This window comes from Halosolutus amylolyticus (assembly GCF_023566055.1).
Lineage (GTDB): Archaea > Halobacteriota > Halobacteria > Halobacteriales > Natrialbaceae > Halosolutus > Halosolutus amylolyticus.
Map to the genome: position 1 here is coordinate 1 of NZ_JALIQP010000008.1, position 19,698 is coordinate 19,698.

A 19,698-nucleotide genomic window follows, 5' to 3' on the forward strand; every position below is an offset into this window, starting at 1 on the left:
ACGAAACCCGTACTCGACGTCCACCTGACGAAACCCGTACTCGACGTCCACCTGACGAAACCCCGTACTCGACGCCGAAGCGATCGCATTTTTCTACGTGAGACACCGTGTTTCCGGTGAACGGTAATCGGTCGGGACACCGTGTTTCCGGTGAAGTTCCGACGACCGGTTCACACCGGGTTTCCAGTGAAAAAGATACGATTTCCCGATCGAGGACCTCCTATTCGCCCGATCGAAGACTTCCAATTCGGAGCGCAGGGTTCTTGAACAGTCGAAAGACCGTCCCAGACGATCGAATCTGGTGGGCATCGACACGTACGATCGAATCCCGCAGGTGGCGACTCGGTTTGCGCGTGCTAACTGGACACCGGGTTTCCAGTGACGACGCCGGTCGGAGCGGCCCTTCCCTGGGAATTTGCTCGTTCTGCGGCGATTCGCAGTGAAGGAGTGTATTTCCGGTGTAATCCGTACACCGATCGATCGAATCACCCGATTCGAGGGGGTCGACTGGCCTCGTCCGATCGAGCGTGAGTGATTTCGGTTGAGCGAGCACGGGTAATATCGGCTGATCGAGCGTGAGTGATGACCAATTGCGATCGGTCAGAATCGACTTTCTAGGAAGGGGACGAGTCGACCGAATTTCGGGAACGTTACGAGTCGACCGAATTTCGGGAACATTACGAGTCGACTGGTTCGGACTCTCCGGTTTCGACGAGGACCTTCCGAACGACGTCGGGATCCTCCAGGAGTTGGTGTTCCGTGTAGCTTCCTTCGGCACTACCACCGCTCTGTCGTGACTGTTCGATGATATCCAGAAACGCGTGTTCTTTCAGGAGATCACGAACACGGCGAAGCGAGAGCGAGTCGGACCCCTCCTGCCGACAGATCTCCTCGTAGACGTCGTAGATCCGCGTCGTCCGGAAGCCGTCCTCGTCCGGCGTATTCAACGAGAGGACGGCGAGAGCCTGGAGCACGTACCGGGAGTGTGGCGTCGAACCGCGAATGAGTTCTCGGAACCGATCGGTCTCCGCCCGTTCTCGGGCCTGGACGACGAACTCCTCGCGAACGCGTTCGCTTCCGTTCGACTGGGCGATCTCCCCTGCGTACCGGAGGATGTCGATCGCCTTCCGGGCGTCGCCGTGTTCCCGGGCCGCGAGTGCGGCGGCGCGCGGGATTACCGACGGTTCGAGGACGTCGTCTTTGAACGCGTCACTGCGCGCCTGCATGATGTCCCGAAGCTGGTTTGCGTCGTACGGTGGGAAGACGAATTCGCGCTCGCAGAGACTCGATTTGACGCGCTCGTCCATCCGATCTTTGTACTTGATCTTGTTGCTGATCCCGATGACGCCGATTTTGCAGTGATCGAGTTTGCCGGCCTCGCCCGCGCGCGAAAGTTGCATCAGAATGTCGTCGTCGTCGAGTTTGTCGACCTCGTCGAGAATGATCAGCACGACATCGTACTGCGAGTCGAGCACCGTCCAGAGCCGTTTGTAGTACGTCGACGTACTCAACCCCTTGTCGGGAATCTTGACGTCGGTGATCTCGGCGTCGTTTAGCGAGTGAGCGATCGTCTGGACCGCCTGGGTCTCGGTGCTGTCCTGGGCGCAGTCGACGTACGCGAACTCCGCCGTGACGCCCTCGTCCTTCGCGACCCGGACGAGCCGTTCGGAGATGTGCTTGGCACAGAGTGACTTTCCGGTTCCCGTCTTGCCGTAGATGAGGAGATTGCTCGGACTCTGCCCGAAGATCGCGGGGTTGACCGCGTTCGCGAGATCAGAGATTTCGTCGTCCCGGCCGACGATACGACCTTCCTCGGGAAGATGATTGATCTCGAGTAGCTCTTTGTTTTCGAAGATCGGATCGTCTCGAGTGAAGAGGTCGTCGCCGGAACTCGACATTGGTCTCAGACACCACGTTTCCGGTGAAACGTCTTTACTGTTTGGACTTGCGTGGCGGCAGTCGGTGAAAAGGTTATTAATGGGAGTTTGAGGGCCTGAAACGCGTTTGGGAACAACAGTGGGGATCGGTGGGATAGTTGGAGCACACACACACCGGGTTTCCGGTGAAATGGGGTGAGGGTGGGGGTGGTGCAGTTGAAGCGGGGGTCGTGATTCAGCGGAAACGTGGTGTGTGCCCGATCGGAGAGAAGGAAGATCTGATCGAAGAACACAGGTGTTAACCATAGAACTAGCAGATTTCGACTATAGAACAGCGGGGTTCAACCATAGTACCCAGCAAACGTTGACCATAGATCTCGGTGAACATAGACCACAGAACCGGCGGACATAGACCACAGAACCGAATTATGCCAGGATCATCAACCGCGCAGAGGGGTCATACTGACGAAGATTGAGAAGACGCACTGAGGACCTTTCATGTCGGTGAGTGCGAACTCAGAATTTCGGTAACCCGGTAACGAATATTCTTGAGCTCCGATCGACGTTTCCGGTGGAAGCCTTTTGTCGACTACTGCTAGTAATTCTAATTCGATCTAGTCAATGGACTATACTCCTTACTATGACTTATTAGTTACTATTCTGGTTTAGTTTCCCCTGGATCAGCAATGTGTTTTGATTCCTAGTCGGACACGGCTTCGGGAATCCTGGCGCTTCAAATCTTCCGGACACCACCAAACTACTATCCGTCCAGCTACCACCACCTGTCCAGCTACCACCACCCGTCCAGTCACCACCATTTCACCGGAAACCCGGTGTGTGCGCGCGGCATCTTTTTCTTCACCAGTTCGAATTCTTCACCAGTTCGAATCGAGACCATCCCACCTGCTCACCCCATTTCACCGGAAACCCGGTGTGTGTGTCTCCTCGAGTGACTGTCACAGTTTGGTATCTATCGTTCTTCAGTACCCGCGTTAAGTACCTCTTGGTTCCCATTGCTCGTTGTTTCGCAGTGGGGAACCAGAAACGCGACTCGTGTGGCCCGCCCAGTCGTTCAGATCGGATCGGTGACTGTCTCTTCGATGGGTACGGAACTCGGGCGAGATTCGTTTCGACTCGACCTCTCTCTCTTTCGCTACTCTACTTCATCCGTCTTTCACTACTGACGAGTTCGTCGTAATCAGTCGCCCGTCGTAATCAACCGTCTGGATAGCGGAATCGTCCCAATTCACCGGAAACGTAGTGTGTGTCGATTACTAGTACACAGTTTTTCGAACTTTCCGGACTGTTTCGGGACCAACATTGTTCCAGACGTATTCGTTCTGCGTCGTATTCACCGGAAATACGGTGTGTGTTTCGAACCACCGGGAAGTGTGCGTTTCGAACGTCGCACCAATCCTCTCCGCCTATCGCTTCATCACCTCACCGTTCGCACCATCACTTCTTCTACGTTCACCGGAAAACCACTTCTTCTACGTTCACCGGAAACGTGGTGTGTCCCTCCACCTTAATCACGTGCTCCACCCTGGGGATGAAGAGATCGAGCATCGATTCTAGGGATGAAGAGATCGAGCATCGATTCTAGGGATGAAGAGACCGAGCATCGATTTGCCCTCTATCGAAACTTCCTGTGGAACCTTCCTCCGGGACTATCGAAACTTCTTGTGGGACCAGTGCTCCGGATGCAACCATCGATCGAGGGACCTGGAGACGAGGCTCCAGTAACGGCTGTCAAGCACTTCACCGGAAACCCGGTGTGTCTTTCCCCGATACAGACGTCCGGAACCCCGTTGCCCCGTAGAGAAATCCGGTCGCCGTGTCTCCGGCAGTCCGTGTCTCCGACAGTCCGTGTCTCCGACAGTGGGGAACCGCCGCAAACGTACTGGATCCGAGGCCCGTCTCCGCTACAACCGTCTACTCTCCGCCGTGGGACTCAATAGTAGTAGAGTTCGAGTTCGTGGCCGCAGTTTCCACAGGTAGTCTCTTTTCCCTGTAGCCGGTTGGAATTTTCACCGCCGATCCCGGGACCGGGCGGGACGGTCGTGGAAACGTCAGTATCGCACTCCGGGCATCCAATCGTCATCCCTGATTGGTTCGCACGAGACATGACCCGTACGTTGTCGACGTCACCCGTTAGTTATACTAAGCGTACGACGTTACTTGGGTCCGATTTCCACTGTTCACGTGTCCTACGGAGAGATTAATTCGATCCGATCGGCCTAAACGGTGCCACCACTAGTTCGAACAGTGCCGCCACCAGTTGCTAGTCAGTTCGACTGATCGTCGGCCATTTCGAAGAACGGCCTTTGTGCGCACTGACCGATCGGTCAGCGTCCGTTCCCCGGAGCACCGAACTGGGCGATCACACCGGATACCCGCGATCACACCGAATACGTGACGTCTTCGAAGTCGAAAAATGCCGTTTCGTAACCGTCGTGGCGCGATACCTGTGGCGGGGTGTCGATCGAAACCGTGATTTCGTCACCCGACTCGAGTCGATCGAGTCCCGTCCCGTAGTGGTGTCCGAACTCGTCGTCGAGCGTCTCGCTGAGCGTCCCCTCGTGGACCACTGTTCCCTCGCGTTCGATCGCGACGGACAGCGAGGTAAACGGCAGGATAACGTCGTTGTACGGCGTCCGGGGGCAGACTGCCAGCGACGTCGAGCCGTCGGAGTACCGATCGTCGTCGGTGACGACGGCGGAAATCTTCGCGTCCCCGCTTCGCTCGGTGCCGAGCACGTCCCCGGGGAGGTCGTCGATCGACGGTCCCCGTGACGTCGGTGCGGGGCCGACGTCGTGATCGCTAGAGTGGTCGTCGTGATCGGTCTCACTCCCCGATTCGTGGTGGCCGTGCTCCATCAGCGGGAGCGCGTCTCGCGTCCCCCGCCGTTCCTCGTCGATCAGTTCTACCTCGATGTCGTGAACGTCCGACTCTGCGTACTCGAAGTCGACCGTAAGCGTCGCGGTCGTGTCGAGACGGCCCTCGAATGCGCCGGTCCGGACCGCGTCGACGGGCCCGACCCTGGCACGGACCGTGTACGAACCTTCGTCGGGCAACGGAACGTTGTCTCCGTAGTGAAATCCCATCCGCTGGGCGAGCATCGGCCACGGCGAGTTCCCAACGCCGTCGATCGGGTCGCCGTCCCGGAGGATCTCGTACTGCACGTTCACCGGAAGGACGGTGTCCGTCTCGCGATCCCAGACGGTGAGCATCAGGTGAAGACTGTCGTCGGGGTCGACGTCGACGAGACTGCCGCCTTCGCCCGGAATCCAGAATCGGTGTGGAATCGTGTACGTTACCTCGAGGGCGACGTCGCCGTCGGCCGCCCGTCCGTACGTGTCCATCATCTCACTGCCAGCGGGGAGGTAGACGGCGTCGGGTCGATCCTCGACGATCGGCGGATTCGCCCAGGCCGACTGTTCTTCGAAGCCGAGGCGTTCGAGACAGCCGGCGGTCGCGACCCCGCCAGCGACGGCCGTTCCACGGAGAAAGCCCCGACGATTCATTGTCGACGGATTGGAAGCGCCCGAAAAAACGCCTGTCGGTTCGATCGTCGAAAGCGAGGTGAAATCGCCTGACAGTTCGATCGTTGAAAGCGAGATAAAATCGCCTGACAGTTCGATCGTTGAAAGCGAGATAAAATCGCCTGACAGTTCGATCGTTGAAAGCGAGATAAAATCGCCTGACAGTTCGATCGTTGAAAGCGAGATAAAATCGCCTGACAGTTCGATCGTTGAAAGCGAGATAAAATCGCCTGACAGTTCGATCGTTGAAAGCGAACGAGAGCGTTCGTCGATCGAACCAATGACCATTTGGCGTTCCCATCCTAGGCTGAACTATGGAACGGCGGACCTATCTACGCTCACTCGGGGTTGCAGGCCTCGCCGGCGTCGCCGGCTGTCTCGACGACGGACTCGCTGGAATCGGCTCGAACGACGAGACGGTCCTCGACCCGCCCGAGGTGAACCGCGGTGATCCGTCACATCCGATCCACGGCGAGGAGTTCCCGTCGTTTTCGATTCCCGATCCGATCACCGGCGAGATGGTCTCGCGGGACGATTTCGTCGGCGAAACGCCGTTCGTGATGACGTACTTCTACTCGTCCTGCCCGGACGGTGCCTGTCCGGCCCTGCTCTTGCGACTGCGGCGGATCCAGGAGGACGCCGCGGAACGGGGCTACGAGGACGACGTCGGCCTCCTCGCGGTGACGTTCGACCCCGAACGGGATACGGGGGAGACCTTAGAGCAGTACGCCGTCGAACAGGGCGTCGACCTCGACGCTGGAAACTGGCACTTCCTTCGGCCCGAGGGCGAGGACGAGGCCAGAGCGGTCATCTACGAGGATTTCGGAATGCGATACGAACGCGTCGACGACATGGACGAACTCGAGGACGGGTCCCACGACGCGAACGACGGGGACGCGGACGGAAACGAAAGCGAGCAGGGATCCCACGGAAACGAGACCGGAAGCGACCACGACGAACACGATCACGGCGAGTACATGTTCACCCACTACAACCTGATCACGCTCGTCAACGAGGACGGGATCGTCGAACGCGCCTATCCGAACGCGATCGCCGATCGCGAGGACGTCAGTATCGAGACGATCGTCGAAGACACGCGAACGGTGGTGACCGACTGAGATGCGACGGCGAGAGGCCCTCGCGGGGATCGCCAGTGGGGGTGTTATCGCCGCGGGGGGTGCGATCGCTATCCTCGGACTTCCCTCGGGCGAGGACCTGCCCGGTGATTTCGGATCGTCCGATGACGGGTCGTACGAGGTGCCCGACGACCCACTTGCGATCGAGACCGTCGACGCGCCGGGAAGCGAGGCCGGGGAGGTGCTCGTGCCGTCTCCGGATCGTGCAACGTTCGTCGACATTTTCGGCACCTGGTGTCCGCCGTGTATCGAGCAAATGCCGGCACTCGCCGAGGCACACGATCGGATCGGCGACGAGGTCCTGTTCATCTCGGTGACGAACGAATCGGTCGGCGAAGACCGAGCGATCACCGAGGCCGAACTCGTCGACTGGTGGGACGAACACGGAGGGAACTGGACGCTCGGCCTCGATCCCCGCGCGGAACTGACGGAACGGTACCTGGATGGTGGCTACCCCACGGCTGCGGCCATCGACGCCACGGGGACGGTCCAGTGGTCGGGTTCCGGGGTCAAGTCGGCGGACGAACTCGTCGCCGGAATCGAGCAGGCACTCTCCGCTGGGGAGGACGGAACATGATCGCGGCGGTTTCAGGACCTGCGGTCATGGCGAGTTTGGCAGCAGTCCCCGACGCGGCGTTGCTGACCTCGGACGCGGCACTGTTAACGACGCTCGTATTCGCGCTCACGGCGGGCGTTGCAACCTTCTTCTCTCCCTGTGCGTTTCCGCTGTTACCCGGGTACGTCGGTTTCTACGTGAGTCAGACGGAGGGCGACGACGCGTCGCTCGGCGGTGCCGTCAGTCGCGGCCTCGTCGCGGGCGTGGGCGTTCTCGCCACGTTCGTCGCCCTGGTCGGGGCGGCCTACTGGATCGGTCACACGACGCTGTCGAACGTGGTCGTGTTCGAACCGATCGTCGGGGCCGTGCTCGTCGTCCTCGGCGTCCTCGTCGTCCTCGATCGCGCGCCGACGCTGTCCGTTCGCCTCCCGAAGCGGCGATCGAACGTCCTCGGGTTCGGGATCTTCGGCGCTGGCTACGCGCTCGCGGCGGCCGGCTGTGTCGCGCCGCTTTTCGTCGGCGTGGTGGGGCGGGCGCTGTCGTATCCGCCGGCGGAAGCGGCGCTCGTCGTCGGCACGTACGTCGGGATCGTCGTCCTCCTCATGGTGTCGCTGACGGTCGCGACCGGCATGGGGCTGGTCGCTGGCGGTCGGCTGGTTACCCACAGCAAGACGATCAAGCAGATCGCCGGTGCCGTGATGATCGTCGCCGGGCTGGGGCAGCTGTACCTCGCCATCTTCGTGCTCGACGTGCTCTGATACGGTTTACTGTAGGTCATTTCCGGCGCAACCGCCGCCCGGATCGCGGTTGCGCCGGTACATCGGTACAGCAATCCGTATGAGTTCCGACTCCCTCCTGGGACGATCGGCCTCGTCCGTTCACGGGCGAGCACGGATCCGGTTCGGCCGGCAGGGGCAGGTCCGGGATGTATTGGGATCCCCGACGAAGTGCCACCGAGAAATGTACCAGGACCTGTTGATCGCGACCGACGACAGTGACGGGTCTCGACGGGCGACCGAACACGCGATCGCCCTCGCCGACCAGCTCGGCGCGAGGCTTCACGTCTTGTCGGTCTCCGAGGAGGGACCCCACAGTACGGAGAAGAAGGACAAACTGCGATCGGATCCCGAGAGCGAAGCACACCGGGCCGTCGAGCACGCCGCGGAGATGGCGTCGGAACGGGGCGTCGAGGCGACGACCGACGTCCGTCAGGGCGTCCCACAGGAGCAGATCGTCGACTTCGCCGAGACGAACGGCGTCGACATGATCGTCGTCGGGACGGTCGGCCGCAGCGGTCTCGATCACCTCGTCGTCGGCAGCGTCGCCGAAGAGGTCGTTCGCGAGGCGACGATGCCCGTGGTGACGGTCCGGGAGACGTGACGGACCGCGAGACGTGACGGGCCGCGAGGCGCCCGCGTAACGGCCCGGCCAGCGCCGCATTCTGATCAGTCACGTCCGGTACCGACTGTTCGGCGGTCGGACGCGAATTCTGCCCGATTCCGGCCCTTCGGAAGCCGGCCCGGTCCGAGTCCGACCTCGGCCCCGTTCGGGTCCGACCGATCGTCAGTCATCGGGACACGAATTCGGTAAGACAGTGTTACTCACGAATACGGAATCGATAATTAACGGCACGGGCCGCCAAGCACGGCTATCGTGGCTGTCCGTCTCGGCGTCGCGCGCCGATCGCCGATCGGCGTCGGTTCGTTCGTCCGGGGGAGCCGGCTGGAGACCCCGACCGCGACCGTTCTCGGCCCTGGCCTCCGGTCCGATCGGCGTTCGGAGGTGATCGCTCCGTGAGTGACAGCGGCGCAACCGTGGTCGGTGACGTGGTCCGCGTGCTCGTCGTCGGGGAATCGGACCGGATCGACGCGACGGCGACCGCGCTGTCGTCGGCGTTCGAACCCGTCTCACTGCTTCGCGAACGGACGGTCGCGGACGCCCGACAGCGACTTGCGGCGACCGACGTTCACTGTCTCGTCTGCGCGTACGATCGGTCGGGCGAGGAGTCCCCCCTCGATCGGTTGCTCGAGGCTGACGGCGACGTTCCGATCGTCGCGGTCACCGACGAGTCCTTCGCCGAAGCGGCGATCGAGGCGGGTGCGACCGACGTGATCGATCCGTCGTCCCCGGGCCGACTCGTCGCGACGCGCGTCAGGAACGCCGCCGAACGGTACCGGCTCGAGACGGAAGCGACTGGACCGACGGAGCGTCGCTATCGGTCGATTCTCGAGGGGTCGACCGCACTCGTCTGCGTCGTCGACGAGTCGGGGGCGATCGACTACGTGAACCCGGCGGTCGACGACAGGATGGGGTACACGCCGGCGGAACTCGAACGAACGACGCTTTTCAGACTGGTCCACCCCGACGATCGATCGCTCGCCCGTGAGACCCTCTCGGCGGCGGCCGACGGATCGCTGGGCGCGACGGAACGGACGACGCTTCGGCTGGGCCACGCGGACGGCACGTGGCACGTCTCGGATCTCGCCGTCGTCAACCGCGAATCGGATCCGAACGTCGACGGACTCGTCGTGACCGTCACGAACGCCACGCCGGACGGGCTGGCGGACGACGCGCTCGCGGACGCGATCGACCGACTCGATGCCGCGTTCTTCGCGGTCGGCTCCCGATGGGAGTTACAGTTGTTCAACGAGCGGGCGAGCGCGCTGTTTACGGCCGCGACCCCGGAGCCGGGAACCGTCGTCTGGGACGCGTTGCCCGAGTCGGTTCGCGGCGAGTTCGCCGATCGGCTTCGTGAGGCGGCGGCGACGGGCTCGGCGGTCGCGTTCGAGACGACGCATCCGGCCGTCGACGAGCGGCTCGTGGTCGAGGCTCATCCCTCGGAGAGCGGCGTCTCCGTGACCGCACGGCCGGGAGCCGAGGCGACGACGCCCGCTGCCGAGCGGGAGCGACTCGAGCAGTTCGAAGCGATCGTCGACGCCCTCGAGGACGGGATCGCGGTCCTGGAGGGGTCGACCATCACCGACGCGAATCCCGCGCTGTTCGATCTCGCTGACGCCGAGACACTCGTCGGGCGCGATATCGAGACGCTCGTCGACGACGATCTCGCGGCCGGGATCCGGGAGCGAGCCGACTCCCCGCTCGTGCGGTGGATGGAGCCGCTCACCGGCACGCTAGAGACCGACGGCGACCGGCGGCCGGTCGACGTCTCCGTCGTGTCGCTCGGATCGGCCGACGGCGATCGAACGTGCTGTGTCGTTCGCGATCGACGGGGGTCGCCGTCTGCGGCCGTCTCGACGCTCGCGAAGACCGCCACGTCGCTCCGACGAGCCGAGAGCCGACCCGACGTTCGCGAGGCGATCGTCGACGCAGTGGGATCGTATTCGGCTGCCGACGTGGTCGTCTGGTACGAGGTCGACGAATCGGTGATCCGGCCGGCGTCCGTCTCCGCGTCGGCCCCGGGCGACGCGGATCTGCCGACGATCGATCGCCGTGACGACCCGTTCGCGGGGGTGCTCGATGCCGACGGTGCCAGCGTCGCCGACCCTGACGAACTCGAGCCGGTTCTCTTGCGGTCGGGAATCCGGGCCGAGCGAGTGCTCACCGTCCCGATCGACGGGGCAGGGATCCTGCTCGCGACCAGTTCGGATCCGATGGGGTTCGAGGGGATCGACCTCGCGCCGATCGAGACGCTGGCGACGATGGCCGCCACCGCGCTCGACTGGCTCGCGGCGGAGAGCCGACGCCGGACCCTCGAGCGCGGTCGAGCGGATTTCGAGGGACTCGTCGAGCGGGCGGACGCGGTCCTGGACCTCGAACGGGATCTGTTCGCGGCGAGTACCCGGCCGGCCGTCGAGCAACGACTGGCGTCGGGACTCGTCGACCTCGACACCGGCACCGGGTCGATCGAACTCGCCTGGATCGGCGAGGCCGCCGTCGGGAGCGACGCGGTGACGCTGCGAACGTGGGCCGGCCGGGACGGATCGCACCTCGAATCCCTCTCCCTCTCGGTCGATCCGGAGACGGGAGAACCGGCCGGTCGGACGGCTGCCAGCCGCGAGCCGACCCTCGTCGAGGATCTCGAGGCGGTCGAGCCGGACCGATGGCAACGGCTCGCGCTCGAGCGCGATTTCCACGCGGTCATGAGCGTTCCGCTCGGCTACGACGAGTTGTCGTACGGGACGGTGACGGTGTACGCCGATCGGCCGGGGGCGTTCGACGAGCGAACGCGGGCGATCTGCGAGCACCTGGCGACGGTCGCCGGGTACGTGATCACGGCCATCGAACGCAAACGCGCGCTGGTCAGCGACAGCGTCACCGAACTCGAGGTCGCCGTCCCAGCCGAATCGGATCCGTTGACGATGCTCGCCGATCGGCTCGACCGTCGGCTCGACGTCCGGACCGTCGTCCCGCGGTCGTCCGGCGGGACCACGGTGTTCTGTACGATTCCGGACGCAGACGAGGCGGCGATTCGCGACGCCGTGGCCGCGATCGACGCGATCGAACGATCCCGGTTCGTCGGCGACGGGGCGACCGACTCGCTCGTGGAACTCGGCTGTGCAGGCGAGACCGTCGCGGAGACGCTCGCAGAGCACGGGGCCATCCTCAGGTCTCTTTCACCGAGTGAGGATCGGTCTCGCCTCGTGATCGACCTCTCGAGTACCGTCGACGTGCGATCGTTCGTGGGAATGCTCGATCGGAAGTTCTCCGGCGCGGAACTGACTGCGCGCCGCGAACACGACCGGACCGGACGGGCCGATCGGTCGTTCGACGCGGAACTTCGCGACCAGCTCTCGGAACGGCAGTTACGAACGCTCGAGGCGGCCTACTACAGCGGCTTCTTCGAGTGGCCCCGGGAGAGTACCGGCGAGGAGGTCGCCGAGTCGATCGGGGTCTCCCAGCCGACGTTCAGCCGTCACTTCCGGCTGGCCCAGCAGAAGGTGTTCACGCTCCTGTTCGAGGAGTCGGACGGGACGACCGCCAACGAGACGTAATCGCGGTGGGCTTCGGACGACCGTGGGCGCCATCCCACGCGCCGAAGCGAACCTCTGACGGAGCGATGGACGGGGATGACGTTCCGTCGGAGTAGTCCTGCCTTACCGGGCGAAATCGACGGGTAACACGGGATTTCTCCGCGTCGAAATCGGCACTCGGGCCACGCCCTGATCCGTCGGATAGTCGACCGATGAATAGATATTGACGACAGCAAACTGATCGATTTCGTATCTAGCGTCTACGATCATGTACTCGGGGTGGAAAGGGGCTGTTAATGAGTGAGTTCGTGGTAAGCCAGTCTTACACCGGCCGTTCATCCGGACGGCGGATGCCGCAGTGAGCATCGAAATCGCCGACGCCGAACGCCCCGCCACGACGGAGCGGACCGGGGTGCGTTCGGTGGCCGACGGCGGAATCGTCGCTCAACTCCGTCTCGATCACCCGGCGCTGTTCCTCCAGCCGACCCTGCGACGCGAACGGGACGTGACGGTGGAACCCGACTACTGGACCACCACCGAGACGGGCCGAACGCTCGTCTTCGTCACCGCGTACGGCTCCGAGGGCGACTTCGATCGGTTCGAGTCCAGTCTCGAGATGGACCCGACCGTCTCCGATCCGGTCTGTGTCGATCGCTACCCGGATCGACGCGTCTACCGGGTCGCAATCGCCGATCGGACGATCCGCGTCGTGTCGAAGACCGCCGAATTCGACGGGCGCCTCCTCGACTGCTGTAGCAGCCGCGACGGCTGGCTGGTGCAACTCCGGTTCCCGGACCGGGACGCACTCGTGGACTTCAACGAGTTCTGTCGGGAACAGGACGTCTCGGTCGCGGTCGAGCACCTGCGCGTCTCCGACGACGGGGACGACGGCGTCGTCGCCCTGACGGAGAAACAACAGGAGTTGCTCACCGTCGCCCACGAGGAGGGGTACTTCGACGTTCCCCGGGGCATCTCGCAGGACGAACTGGCCGATCGCCTCGGCGTCTCGAAGTCGGCGATCTCCCAGCGACTCCGGCGTGCGATCGGTGCGCTCTGTACGTCCTCGCTGTCCGCCCGGTAGTCGGAACTGTCGGTCCGATCGGTGGCCAGAGGACGGCCGAACCTGGCCGCGTGACCCACCGTACTGTTTCGCGGGAGTCAGATACTGTTTCGCAGGAGTCAGAACTGAATCGTGTCGCCCCGCGTCCGTGATCTGTGGCTCAAAACCGAGCCACGATCGAGACGCTGGTCGCTGACGAACTACTGGTAGCGCACGCGAAACGGTCTACATCGGGTACCGAGAAATCCTGAACTGAGTCGTGACCGCGACGAGTTAGTCGTCCGACTCGTCGTCTTTCATCGAGCCGAGCTGGGAGACGAGTTCGTCCGTCGTGACGTCGGACTCGAAGGACATCTGTCCGTCGTGATCGTTTTCGTGGACGTTGACGGCCTCTACGTCGTCCTCGTCGTCGGCCGTCTGTTGCTGTTGTTCGGATTCGTCGTAGCTACCAAAACCCATATCCACACGTGCGACCCCGACGGTCAAAGGCGTGCCGGTTCGGAGCGTCCCCGCGATTCGTTGACGTCCGTGCCCGTTCGCCGATCGTACGTCCCGGCCAGGACGACCTCGGTATCTGCGGAGTCTTCCACGACCCGTCCAATCACGGAGCCGACGACCGCCGCCGTGATAGCCGTTCTCTACGGCCCGATCGGGCGGTCGAACTGTCGCGATGGTCCGGCCCGATCGGGACTGCCGTCGAAGTACCGTCGAAGAAGGCGGATCGAACGGTGGCAGTCGGAGGAATTTCGACCCGGCAGCCTCGATGTGAGCCGGTGGCCGATCCACTATAGAACTCGACGACCGTTCACGGATATCCATTGAGGAAACACCTTCCAGGTGTTATCCGAGACGAAATCGAAAATAAGTGGATGCTTGTGCGGTACAGGTACGACGACCGGCCGAAATAGTCCGCTTCGATCGAGTCCCCGGATCGCTGCCGGGGTGGACTCGATACCCCGTGTGACGTTCCATACTGGCAGTTCAACTGATGCTACAGCCGGGCGGTCGGGTCGACGACGAATCGTTGGGACGACATACTGTGTGTTTTCGATCGTTCGTAACGTGATATACACACGATTTCACGGAGAACTGAACGTTTCACGCAAAAATCGTTCTGAACGTATCACAGTCTTCGTTACGGTATGGACACGGTGTGAAGACGGAGTTCCCGTTTTATCCGGTAACTACGGCTTCTGGTAGCCCGTCTATAGTAATGGATTCGTGCCTGCTTCCCTGTAGCATGTCCGTGCACCGGTCGCCGTCTCGACGGGTCTTCACGGACGATCAACTGACCATGACACGACCACGATTGTCACGGGCGACGGTTCGACGTTGGCGGCTTCACGTCTCTCCACGCGCCAGTCTCGATTCGACGACTGACCGCTCTCTGCGGCCAATCGACCCCACGGTGGGCGGGAGGTAGTTCCGATGTGTGGAATTATCGGCCGGGTGGGATCCGGTGACGCGATCGAGACGCTCCTGACGGGACTCGAGAACCTCGAGTACCGTGGCTACGATTCTGCCGGCGTCGCCGTCCAGAACGGATCGGGTATCGCCGTCCAGAAACGCTCCGGAAAGGTCGAGGAACTCAAGGCGTCGATCGACGACCGCCCGCTCGAGGGGGAGGTGGGTATCGGCCACACGCGTTGGAGCACCCACGGCCCGCCGACGGACGAGAACGCCCATCCCCACACCGACGGGACCGAGGACGTGGCGGTCGTCCACAACGGGATCATCGAGAACTACGCCGAACTGAAGTCCTGGCTCCGCGATCGAGGCCACGCGTTCACCAGCGACACCGACACCGAGGTCATCCCGCACCTCGTCCAGTACTACCTCGACGAGGGCTTTCCGAACGAAACCGCGTTCCGGCGGGCGATCGACGACCTCGAGGGGAGTTACGCCGTCACTGCCATGTTCTCCGGCGAACACGTCCTCTACGCCGCGCGGCAGGGCTCACCGCTGGTCGTCGGCATGGAGGACGGCGAATACTTCCTCGCCAGCGACGTCCCCGCGTTCCTCGAGTACACCGAGACCGTCGTCTATCTCGAGGACGGCGACGTCGTGATCGTCGACGAGGACGGGGTCGAGTTCACCGACCTCGAGGGAAACCCCGTCTCCCGCAACCCGGAGACCGTCGAGTGGGACCCGGAACAGGCTGGCAAGGGCGAGTACGATCACTTCATGCACAAGGAGATCCACGAACAGCCGACCGCGCTGGCCCAGGCGATCGAGGGCCGGATCGATCACGGCTCCGGCCGGATCGCCCTCGAGGACTTCGAACCCGGGACGTTCGAGGGGATCGAGAGCGTCCAGCTGGTTGCCTGTGGCACGTCCTACCACGCTGCACTGTACGGCTCGCTCGCCCTGAACGCGGCCGGCATTCGTGCGACAGCGCTGCTGGCGAACGAGTACAGCGTGTCGGCACCGCCGGTCGACGACGACACGCTGGTCATCGCGGTCTCCCAGAGCGGCGAGACGGCGGACACACTGAACGCCCTCCGGCAGGCTCGCGCCAGCGGTGCCAGGACGCTCACGCTCACCAACGTGGTCGGGTCGACCGCCGCACGCGAGGCCGACGACGCACTCTTCATCCGCGCGGGGCCGGAGATCGGCGTCGCCGCGACCAAGACGTTCTCGTCCCAGGCCGTCATGTTGCTCTTGCTCGCCCAGCGACTGGCCGACGACGTCCGCGGTGAGCCCCACGCCGATCTCGACTCGCTCCTGCCGGAACTCGCCGCCATGCCCGACCGAATCGACGCGATACTCGAAGCCTCGACGGCCGATCGGGTCGCGAGGCGGTACGCAGACAGCGAGTCGTACTTCTTCATCGGCCGAGGGCTGGGCTTCCCGGTCGCCCTCGAGGGGGCGCTGAAGTTCAAGGAGATCACCTACGAGCACGCCGAAGGGTTTGCGTCGGGCGAACTCAAACACGGGCCGCTCGCGCTCGTGACCCCGGAGACGCCGGTCTTCGCGATCTTCACCGGGGAGGAAGACGAGAAGACGCTGAAGAACGCCGAGGAGGCCCAGACTCGCGGTGCGCCGGTCGTCGCGGTCTGCCCCGAGGACCACCGGGCGGTCGCGGTCGCCGACGACCACCTCCGGATTCCCGAGACGGATGCGGACCTCGCGGGACTGCTCGCGAACGTCCAGCTCCAGCTCCTGTCGTACCACGCGGCGGACCTCCTCGATCGGCCGATCGACAAGCCGCGGAACCTCGCGAAGAGCGTCACCGTCGAGTAGGCTCGACGGGTGGCGGGGCGCTTCTGTTCCCGATCGACGCCCGGTTCGTTTTCGGACCGGCACGGTTTCGTGTCGGTCGCGTCGGATACCGGACTCGTTGCCGGGTATCGACGTCGCTCACCGGTAATCAATAGCATCCCGGAACCTCGATCGAGTACGAATCATCGAGGTCGAAGGACCACGGGACCACCCCCATAGTCCCGGGTCCACACGACCTCGGTGACGATTCGCACTCGAACGACGTCGGAATCGTACCTGGAGGGGCAGTGGCGATCGAACAACGTGTGGTACCGATCGATTCCCTCCAGTTGGACTAGCTATTCCCGGTCTTATAAATCCCACACCTGATAACTACGGCCTCGTCTACAAGTTTCACGGACCGAATGCGAATCCACCCGAGTCACGCGATCTGACACCGGTCGAGACGAGTCGGCCGATCGATCGGTCGTTCGAGCGGGACGGCGCCGGAGCGTCGCCCGTCGCTCGTCAGCGATCGCGGTCGACGACTTCGCCGGGATGGGTCGTCGCGCCGGTCGAGAGTTTCAGACCGGGCGTGAGGCTGGTGTTGATCCCGGTCTTGACGCCGTCGCCCGCGACGACCCCGAACTTCCGTCGGTCCGTCGAGACGCGGTCGCCTTTGACGGTAAACCGGACGTCCCCGTCGTCGTGTCGGAGGTTCGCGACGGTCGTCCCCGCACCGAAGTTCACGTCCCGTCCGAGGACGCTGTCACCCACGTACGAGAGGTGGTTGACGGCGGCTCCCGGGGAGAGGACGCTGTTTTTCACCTCGACGCCGTTGCCGACCGACGCGTTCCGATCGATCAGCGTCGCGCCCCGAACGTAGGCGTTCGGCCCGACGGACGCGCCCGATCTGATCAGGGCCGGACCCTCGACGAGGACGCCCGGTTCGATCGTGGCTCCGGACTCGACCACCACGTTCCCCTCCAGGTGGGCCGCGTCGCTCACCTCGCCGTCGATTCGTCGGTCCAGGTCGGCGAGTTTCCACTCGTTGGCCTCCAGCAGTTCCCACGGTCGACCGACGTCGAGCCACCGATCGAGGGTGATCGGCGTGACGGCGAACCGGCCGACGACGGTCGCGAGGACGTCCGTGATCTCGTGTTCGCCCCGTTCGCTCGCGGGCACGTCGAGCCACTCGGCCGCCCGTTCCGGGAACGCGTACGCCCCGGCGTTCGCGAGGTTCGTCGGGGGATCCGCCGGTTTCTCGACGATGTCCGTGACGGTGCCGTCGGCAGTGCTGAGGACGCCGTAGTTGCTGGGGTCCGGCACTTCGACGGCACAGACTGCCGGACAGGCGTCGAACAGCCGTTCGATCGCGGCCGGATCGTAGAGGTTGTCCCCGTTCAGGACCGCGAACGGGCCGTCGAGGCGATCGCTCGCGGTTTCGACTGCGTCGGCCGTGCCGGCCTGCTCGTGCTGTTCGGCGTAGGTGACCGGGACGCCGCGGTACTCCGTCCCGAAGTAGTCCCGGACCGTCTCCCCCTCGTAGCCGACGACCAGGACGATCTCGTCCGCCCCGGCGTCGATCGCTGCGTCGACCGTGTGGGCCACGAGCGGCCTGTCCGCGACGGGCAACATCGGTTTCGGCATCGATTCGGAGAGCGGTCGAATCCGGGTTCCCTGACCGGCTGCGAGAACGACGGCTTGCATGGCGATTGCTGACGGCGATCGAGGGGATTACTATACAGCCACTACTCACCGACCGTCGGTCCGGATCTCGTTCGCTCGGGCGAGTGGCTCGAATCCGCCCGCTGACGGACATTAAACTGCGTGTTACTGTCTATAAACGATGGATTTCTCGCGATGTGAACCGTAACACTGCCGATCTCTGAACTGTGTCGTTTGGCGGTTAATTCGGGTTGAAACGTTCCACTACGGTACTCGTCGCGAGTTATGCGGTCTATATTAAATACCGTTCTGTGGCTACGCGTTGGTGATGTCGACTGAACCAACCGACGCCAAGTGGACGCCGATGACGTCCGGTCAGCAAACGAGCGCCCCCCGCTGTGTCAACTGTGGTCACCAGGTCACCCGTCAGTTCGCCCGCGTGTTCGGAGACAACCGCGACGTGGTCCACGCCTGTCCCGAGTGTGCGACCTACCGCGAGATGAAGACCTCCGACTTCATCCCGAAAGAACGTCGCTAGTCGCGGATCGACGACTCCCGGATCGGTGGCCCGGCCGACTGCGCGTTCGGCCGGATCGACTGCTGGTCGGGTTAGAACTGGGTTGCGGTGTAGCGACGGGGAATCCATATTCAGGGAATCGGAATGACGGCGTGTCCGTCCCCATCGCCCGTCGCGACCTCGGTCGACCCCGACAGGAACCGGTTGCCTCGCCGACGGACGTCTCGGCGGCGTCCACCGCCCGTTCTCGTCCCGTCACCCTGCGTGCGGTTGCGTGTCCCCCGCACGGATCGGTGGCGGCCGCATCCGGTTCGAGTCGCCGACGTCGTATTGGCTGGGGACCGACCGACGTCGATGGCTCCCGCTGGTGACGGTTTACCGTGAGCGCCTCGGTGAGCAGTCGACCGCTGGCGCGAGCGTCTCGTCCCACCACGCGGCCCCATCGGAGGCGACTGCGACCTGCGCGAGTGCGAGTTCGGCGGTGACAGCCGCTCCGACTGGCGTCCGGATCACGCTCGTCCGGACCGGTGTGCCCGTTCTCGCACTCACTCGCGATACTACGGAGTGCCTACCGGGACGCCGGGGCGGGTCCAGCGAAGGCGCGTACGGGACGGTTTCGTCTCGCGGGAGGGTATTTTGTTCCCGTTATTCCGGTGGGACGATCGTCCGCAATAGTGGTGAACGTTCACGTGGCGATTAGTCACGACCTATATTTTTGAACGTTCGTCATCGTATAACCGTCTCACTCACCCACGATTGCGTACACATGGCTTCGCCAGCATCCCTCCGCTCGACCTCGGGTCCCGCCACGGGTCGGGCACGATCGCAGTCGCGACGCGAATCGTCCCGATCGACTCCGACGCGAGACGATCACGGTGGCCGATCGGGGCAACGATGAGCACGTCCGAACACGAGTCCGACCTCGAGGGAGACACACCGGCCCCCTCGATCGGCGAACTTCCACCCAGTTCGAAACTCGTCTACAAGGTCCTCGAGTACGAGGGACAGCTGACACAGGACGAGATCGCACGGGAGTCACGACTGTGCGCCCGGACGGTTCGCTACGCGCTCGGGAAACTCGAGGGGGCGGACCTCGTCGCCAGTCGGGTCTGTCTGAACGACGCCCGGAAGTCCACGTACTGGATCGAGGAGTGAGCGTCCCGTCGGACGCAGTCCCGAGACCACGGTTCTCGGTTGGGACGGGCGGTGT

At 63.4% G+C, this 19,698-nt stretch carries 13 protein-coding genes; 9 read left to right on the plus strand and 4 right to left on the minus strand.

The window, feature by feature from the left end; all coding sequences use genetic code 11:
* Positions 1 to 677: 677 nt before the first annotated feature.
* The gene (locus tag MUN73_RS21510; protein WP_250142567.1) at positions 678 to 1,898 is read right to left on the minus strand and encodes an orc1/cdc6 family replication initiation protein; all 1,221 of its coding nucleotides are present in this window, start codon (positions 1,896 to 1,898) and stop codon (positions 678 to 680) included.
* Positions 1,899 to 4,276: 2,378 nt separating this feature from the next.
* Positions 4,277 to 5,401, minus strand: a complete 1,125-nt coding sequence (locus MUN73_RS21515) for a DUF7350 domain-containing protein (protein WP_250142568.1) — start codon at positions 5,399 to 5,401, stop codon at positions 4,277 to 4,279.
* A 332-nt stretch (positions 5,402 to 5,733) separates the two neighbouring features.
* Here MUN73_RS21515 and MUN73_RS21520 point away from each other — a divergent pair, with 332 nt between their 5' ends.
* From MUN73_RS21520 to MUN73_RS21545, 6 genes are all read left to right on the plus strand, one after another.
* A complete protein-coding gene (locus MUN73_RS21520) occupies positions 5,734 to 6,537 on the plus strand; it encodes an SCO family protein (RefSeq protein WP_250142569.1) in 804 nt (267 codons plus the stop codon).
* Position 6,538: 1 nt separating this feature from the next.
* Positions 6,539 to 7,132, plus strand: a complete 594-nt coding sequence (locus MUN73_RS21525) for a TlpA family protein disulfide reductase (protein ID WP_250142570.1) — start codon at positions 6,539 to 6,541, stop codon at positions 7,130 to 7,132.
* 26 nt (positions 7,133 to 7,158) lie between these two features.
* On the plus strand, positions 7,159 to 7,869 hold the full coding sequence (locus MUN73_RS21530; RefSeq protein ID WP_250142571.1) for a cytochrome c biogenesis protein CcdA: 711 nt from the start codon (positions 7,159 to 7,161) through the stop codon (positions 7,867 to 7,869).
* Between the two features lie 202 nt (positions 7,870 to 8,071).
* Complete coding sequence (locus MUN73_RS21535) at positions 8,072 to 8,491, plus strand: universal stress protein (RefSeq protein WP_250142760.1); 420 nt, start codon at positions 8,072 to 8,074, stop codon at positions 8,489 to 8,491.
* 413 nt (positions 8,492 to 8,904) lie between these two features.
* Positions 8,905 to 12,063, plus strand: coding sequence for a bacterio-opsin activator domain-containing protein (locus MUN73_RS21540; protein WP_250142572.1), 3,159 nt, complete (start codon positions 8,905 to 8,907; stop codon positions 12,061 to 12,063).
* 337 nt (positions 12,064 to 12,400) lie between these two features.
* Complete coding sequence (locus MUN73_RS21545; RefSeq protein ID WP_250142573.1) at positions 12,401 to 13,123, plus strand: helix-turn-helix domain-containing protein; 723 nt, start codon at positions 12,401 to 12,403, stop codon at positions 13,121 to 13,123.
* Positions 13,124 to 13,375: 252 nt separating this feature from the next.
* On the opposite strand, the gene MUN73_RS21550 is transcribed toward MUN73_RS21545, so the two are convergent.
* On the minus strand, positions 13,376 to 13,561 hold the full coding sequence (locus tag MUN73_RS21550; protein WP_250142574.1) for a DUF5786 family protein: 186 nt from the start codon (positions 13,559 to 13,561) through the stop codon (positions 13,376 to 13,378).
* Positions 13,562 to 14,530: 969 nt separating this feature from the next.
* On the opposite strand from MUN73_RS21550, the gene glmS reads away from it, so the two are divergent.
* Complete coding sequence (gene glmS / locus MUN73_RS21555) at positions 14,531 to 16,345, plus strand: glutamine--fructose-6-phosphate transaminase (isomerizing) (RefSeq protein WP_250142575.1); 1,815 nt, start codon at positions 14,531 to 14,533, stop codon at positions 16,343 to 16,345.
* Between the two features lie 486 nt (positions 16,346 to 16,831).
* On the opposite strand, the gene glmU is transcribed toward glmS, so the two are convergent.
* On the minus strand, positions 16,832 to 18,013 hold the full coding sequence (gene glmU, locus MUN73_RS21560; protein WP_250142576.1) for a bifunctional sugar-1-phosphate nucleotidylyltransferase/acetyltransferase: 1,182 nt from the start codon (positions 18,011 to 18,013) through the stop codon (positions 16,832 to 16,834).
* Positions 18,014 to 18,299: 286 nt separating this feature from the next.
* Between glmU and MUN73_RS21565 the strand changes: the two genes are divergently transcribed.
* Both MUN73_RS21565 and MUN73_RS21570 read left to right on the plus strand, forming a co-directional pair.
* Positions 18,300 to 18,509, plus strand: a complete 210-nt coding sequence (locus MUN73_RS21565; RefSeq protein ID WP_250142577.1) for a DUF7563 family protein — start codon at positions 18,300 to 18,302, stop codon at positions 18,507 to 18,509.
* A gap of 873 nt (positions 18,510 to 19,382) precedes the next feature.
* Positions 19,383 to 19,643, plus strand: coding sequence for a MarR family transcriptional regulator (locus MUN73_RS21570; RefSeq protein WP_250142578.1), 261 nt, complete (start codon positions 19,383 to 19,385; stop codon positions 19,641 to 19,643).
* Positions 19,644 to 19,698: the final 55 nt, after the last annotated feature.

Coding starts and splice junctions, on each gene's coding strand:
- MUN73_RS21570 (WP_250142578.1), top strand. CDS start 19,383: ATGAGCACGTCCGAACACGAGTCCGACCTCGAGGGAGACACACCGGCC.
- MUN73_RS21565 (WP_250142577.1), top strand. CDS start 18,300: ATGTCGACTGAACCAACCGACGCCAAGTGGACGCCGATGACGTCCGGT.
- glmU (WP_250142576.1), bottom strand. CDS start 18,013: ATGCAAGCCGTCGTTCTCGCAGCCGGTCAGGGAACCCGGATTCGACCG.
- MUN73_RS21530 (WP_250142571.1), top strand. CDS start 7,159: ATGGCGAGTTTGGCAGCAGTCCCCGACGCGGCGTTGCTGACCTCGGAC.
- MUN73_RS21535 (WP_250142760.1), top strand. CDS start 8,072: ATGTACCAGGACCTGTTGATCGCGACCGACGACAGTGACGGGTCTCGA.
- MUN73_RS21520 (WP_250142569.1), top strand. CDS start 5,734: ATGGAACGGCGGACCTATCTACGCTCACTCGGGGTTGCAGGCCTCGCC.
- MUN73_RS21515 (WP_250142568.1), bottom strand. CDS start 5,401: ATGAATCGTCGGGGCTTTCTCCGTGGAACGGCCGTCGCTGGCGGGGTC.
- MUN73_RS21525 (WP_250142570.1), top strand. CDS start 6,539: ATGCGACGGCGAGAGGCCCTCGCGGGGATCGCCAGTGGGGGTGTTATC.
- MUN73_RS21550 (WP_250142574.1), bottom strand. CDS start 13,561: ATGGGTTTTGGTAGCTACGACGAATCCGAACAACAGCAACAGACGGCC.
- MUN73_RS21510 (WP_250142567.1), bottom strand. CDS start 1,898: ATGTCGAGTTCCGGCGACGACCTCTTCACTCGAGACGATCCGATCTTC.
- glmS (WP_250142575.1), top strand. CDS start 14,531: ATGTGTGGAATTATCGGCCGGGTGGGATCCGGTGACGCGATCGAGACG.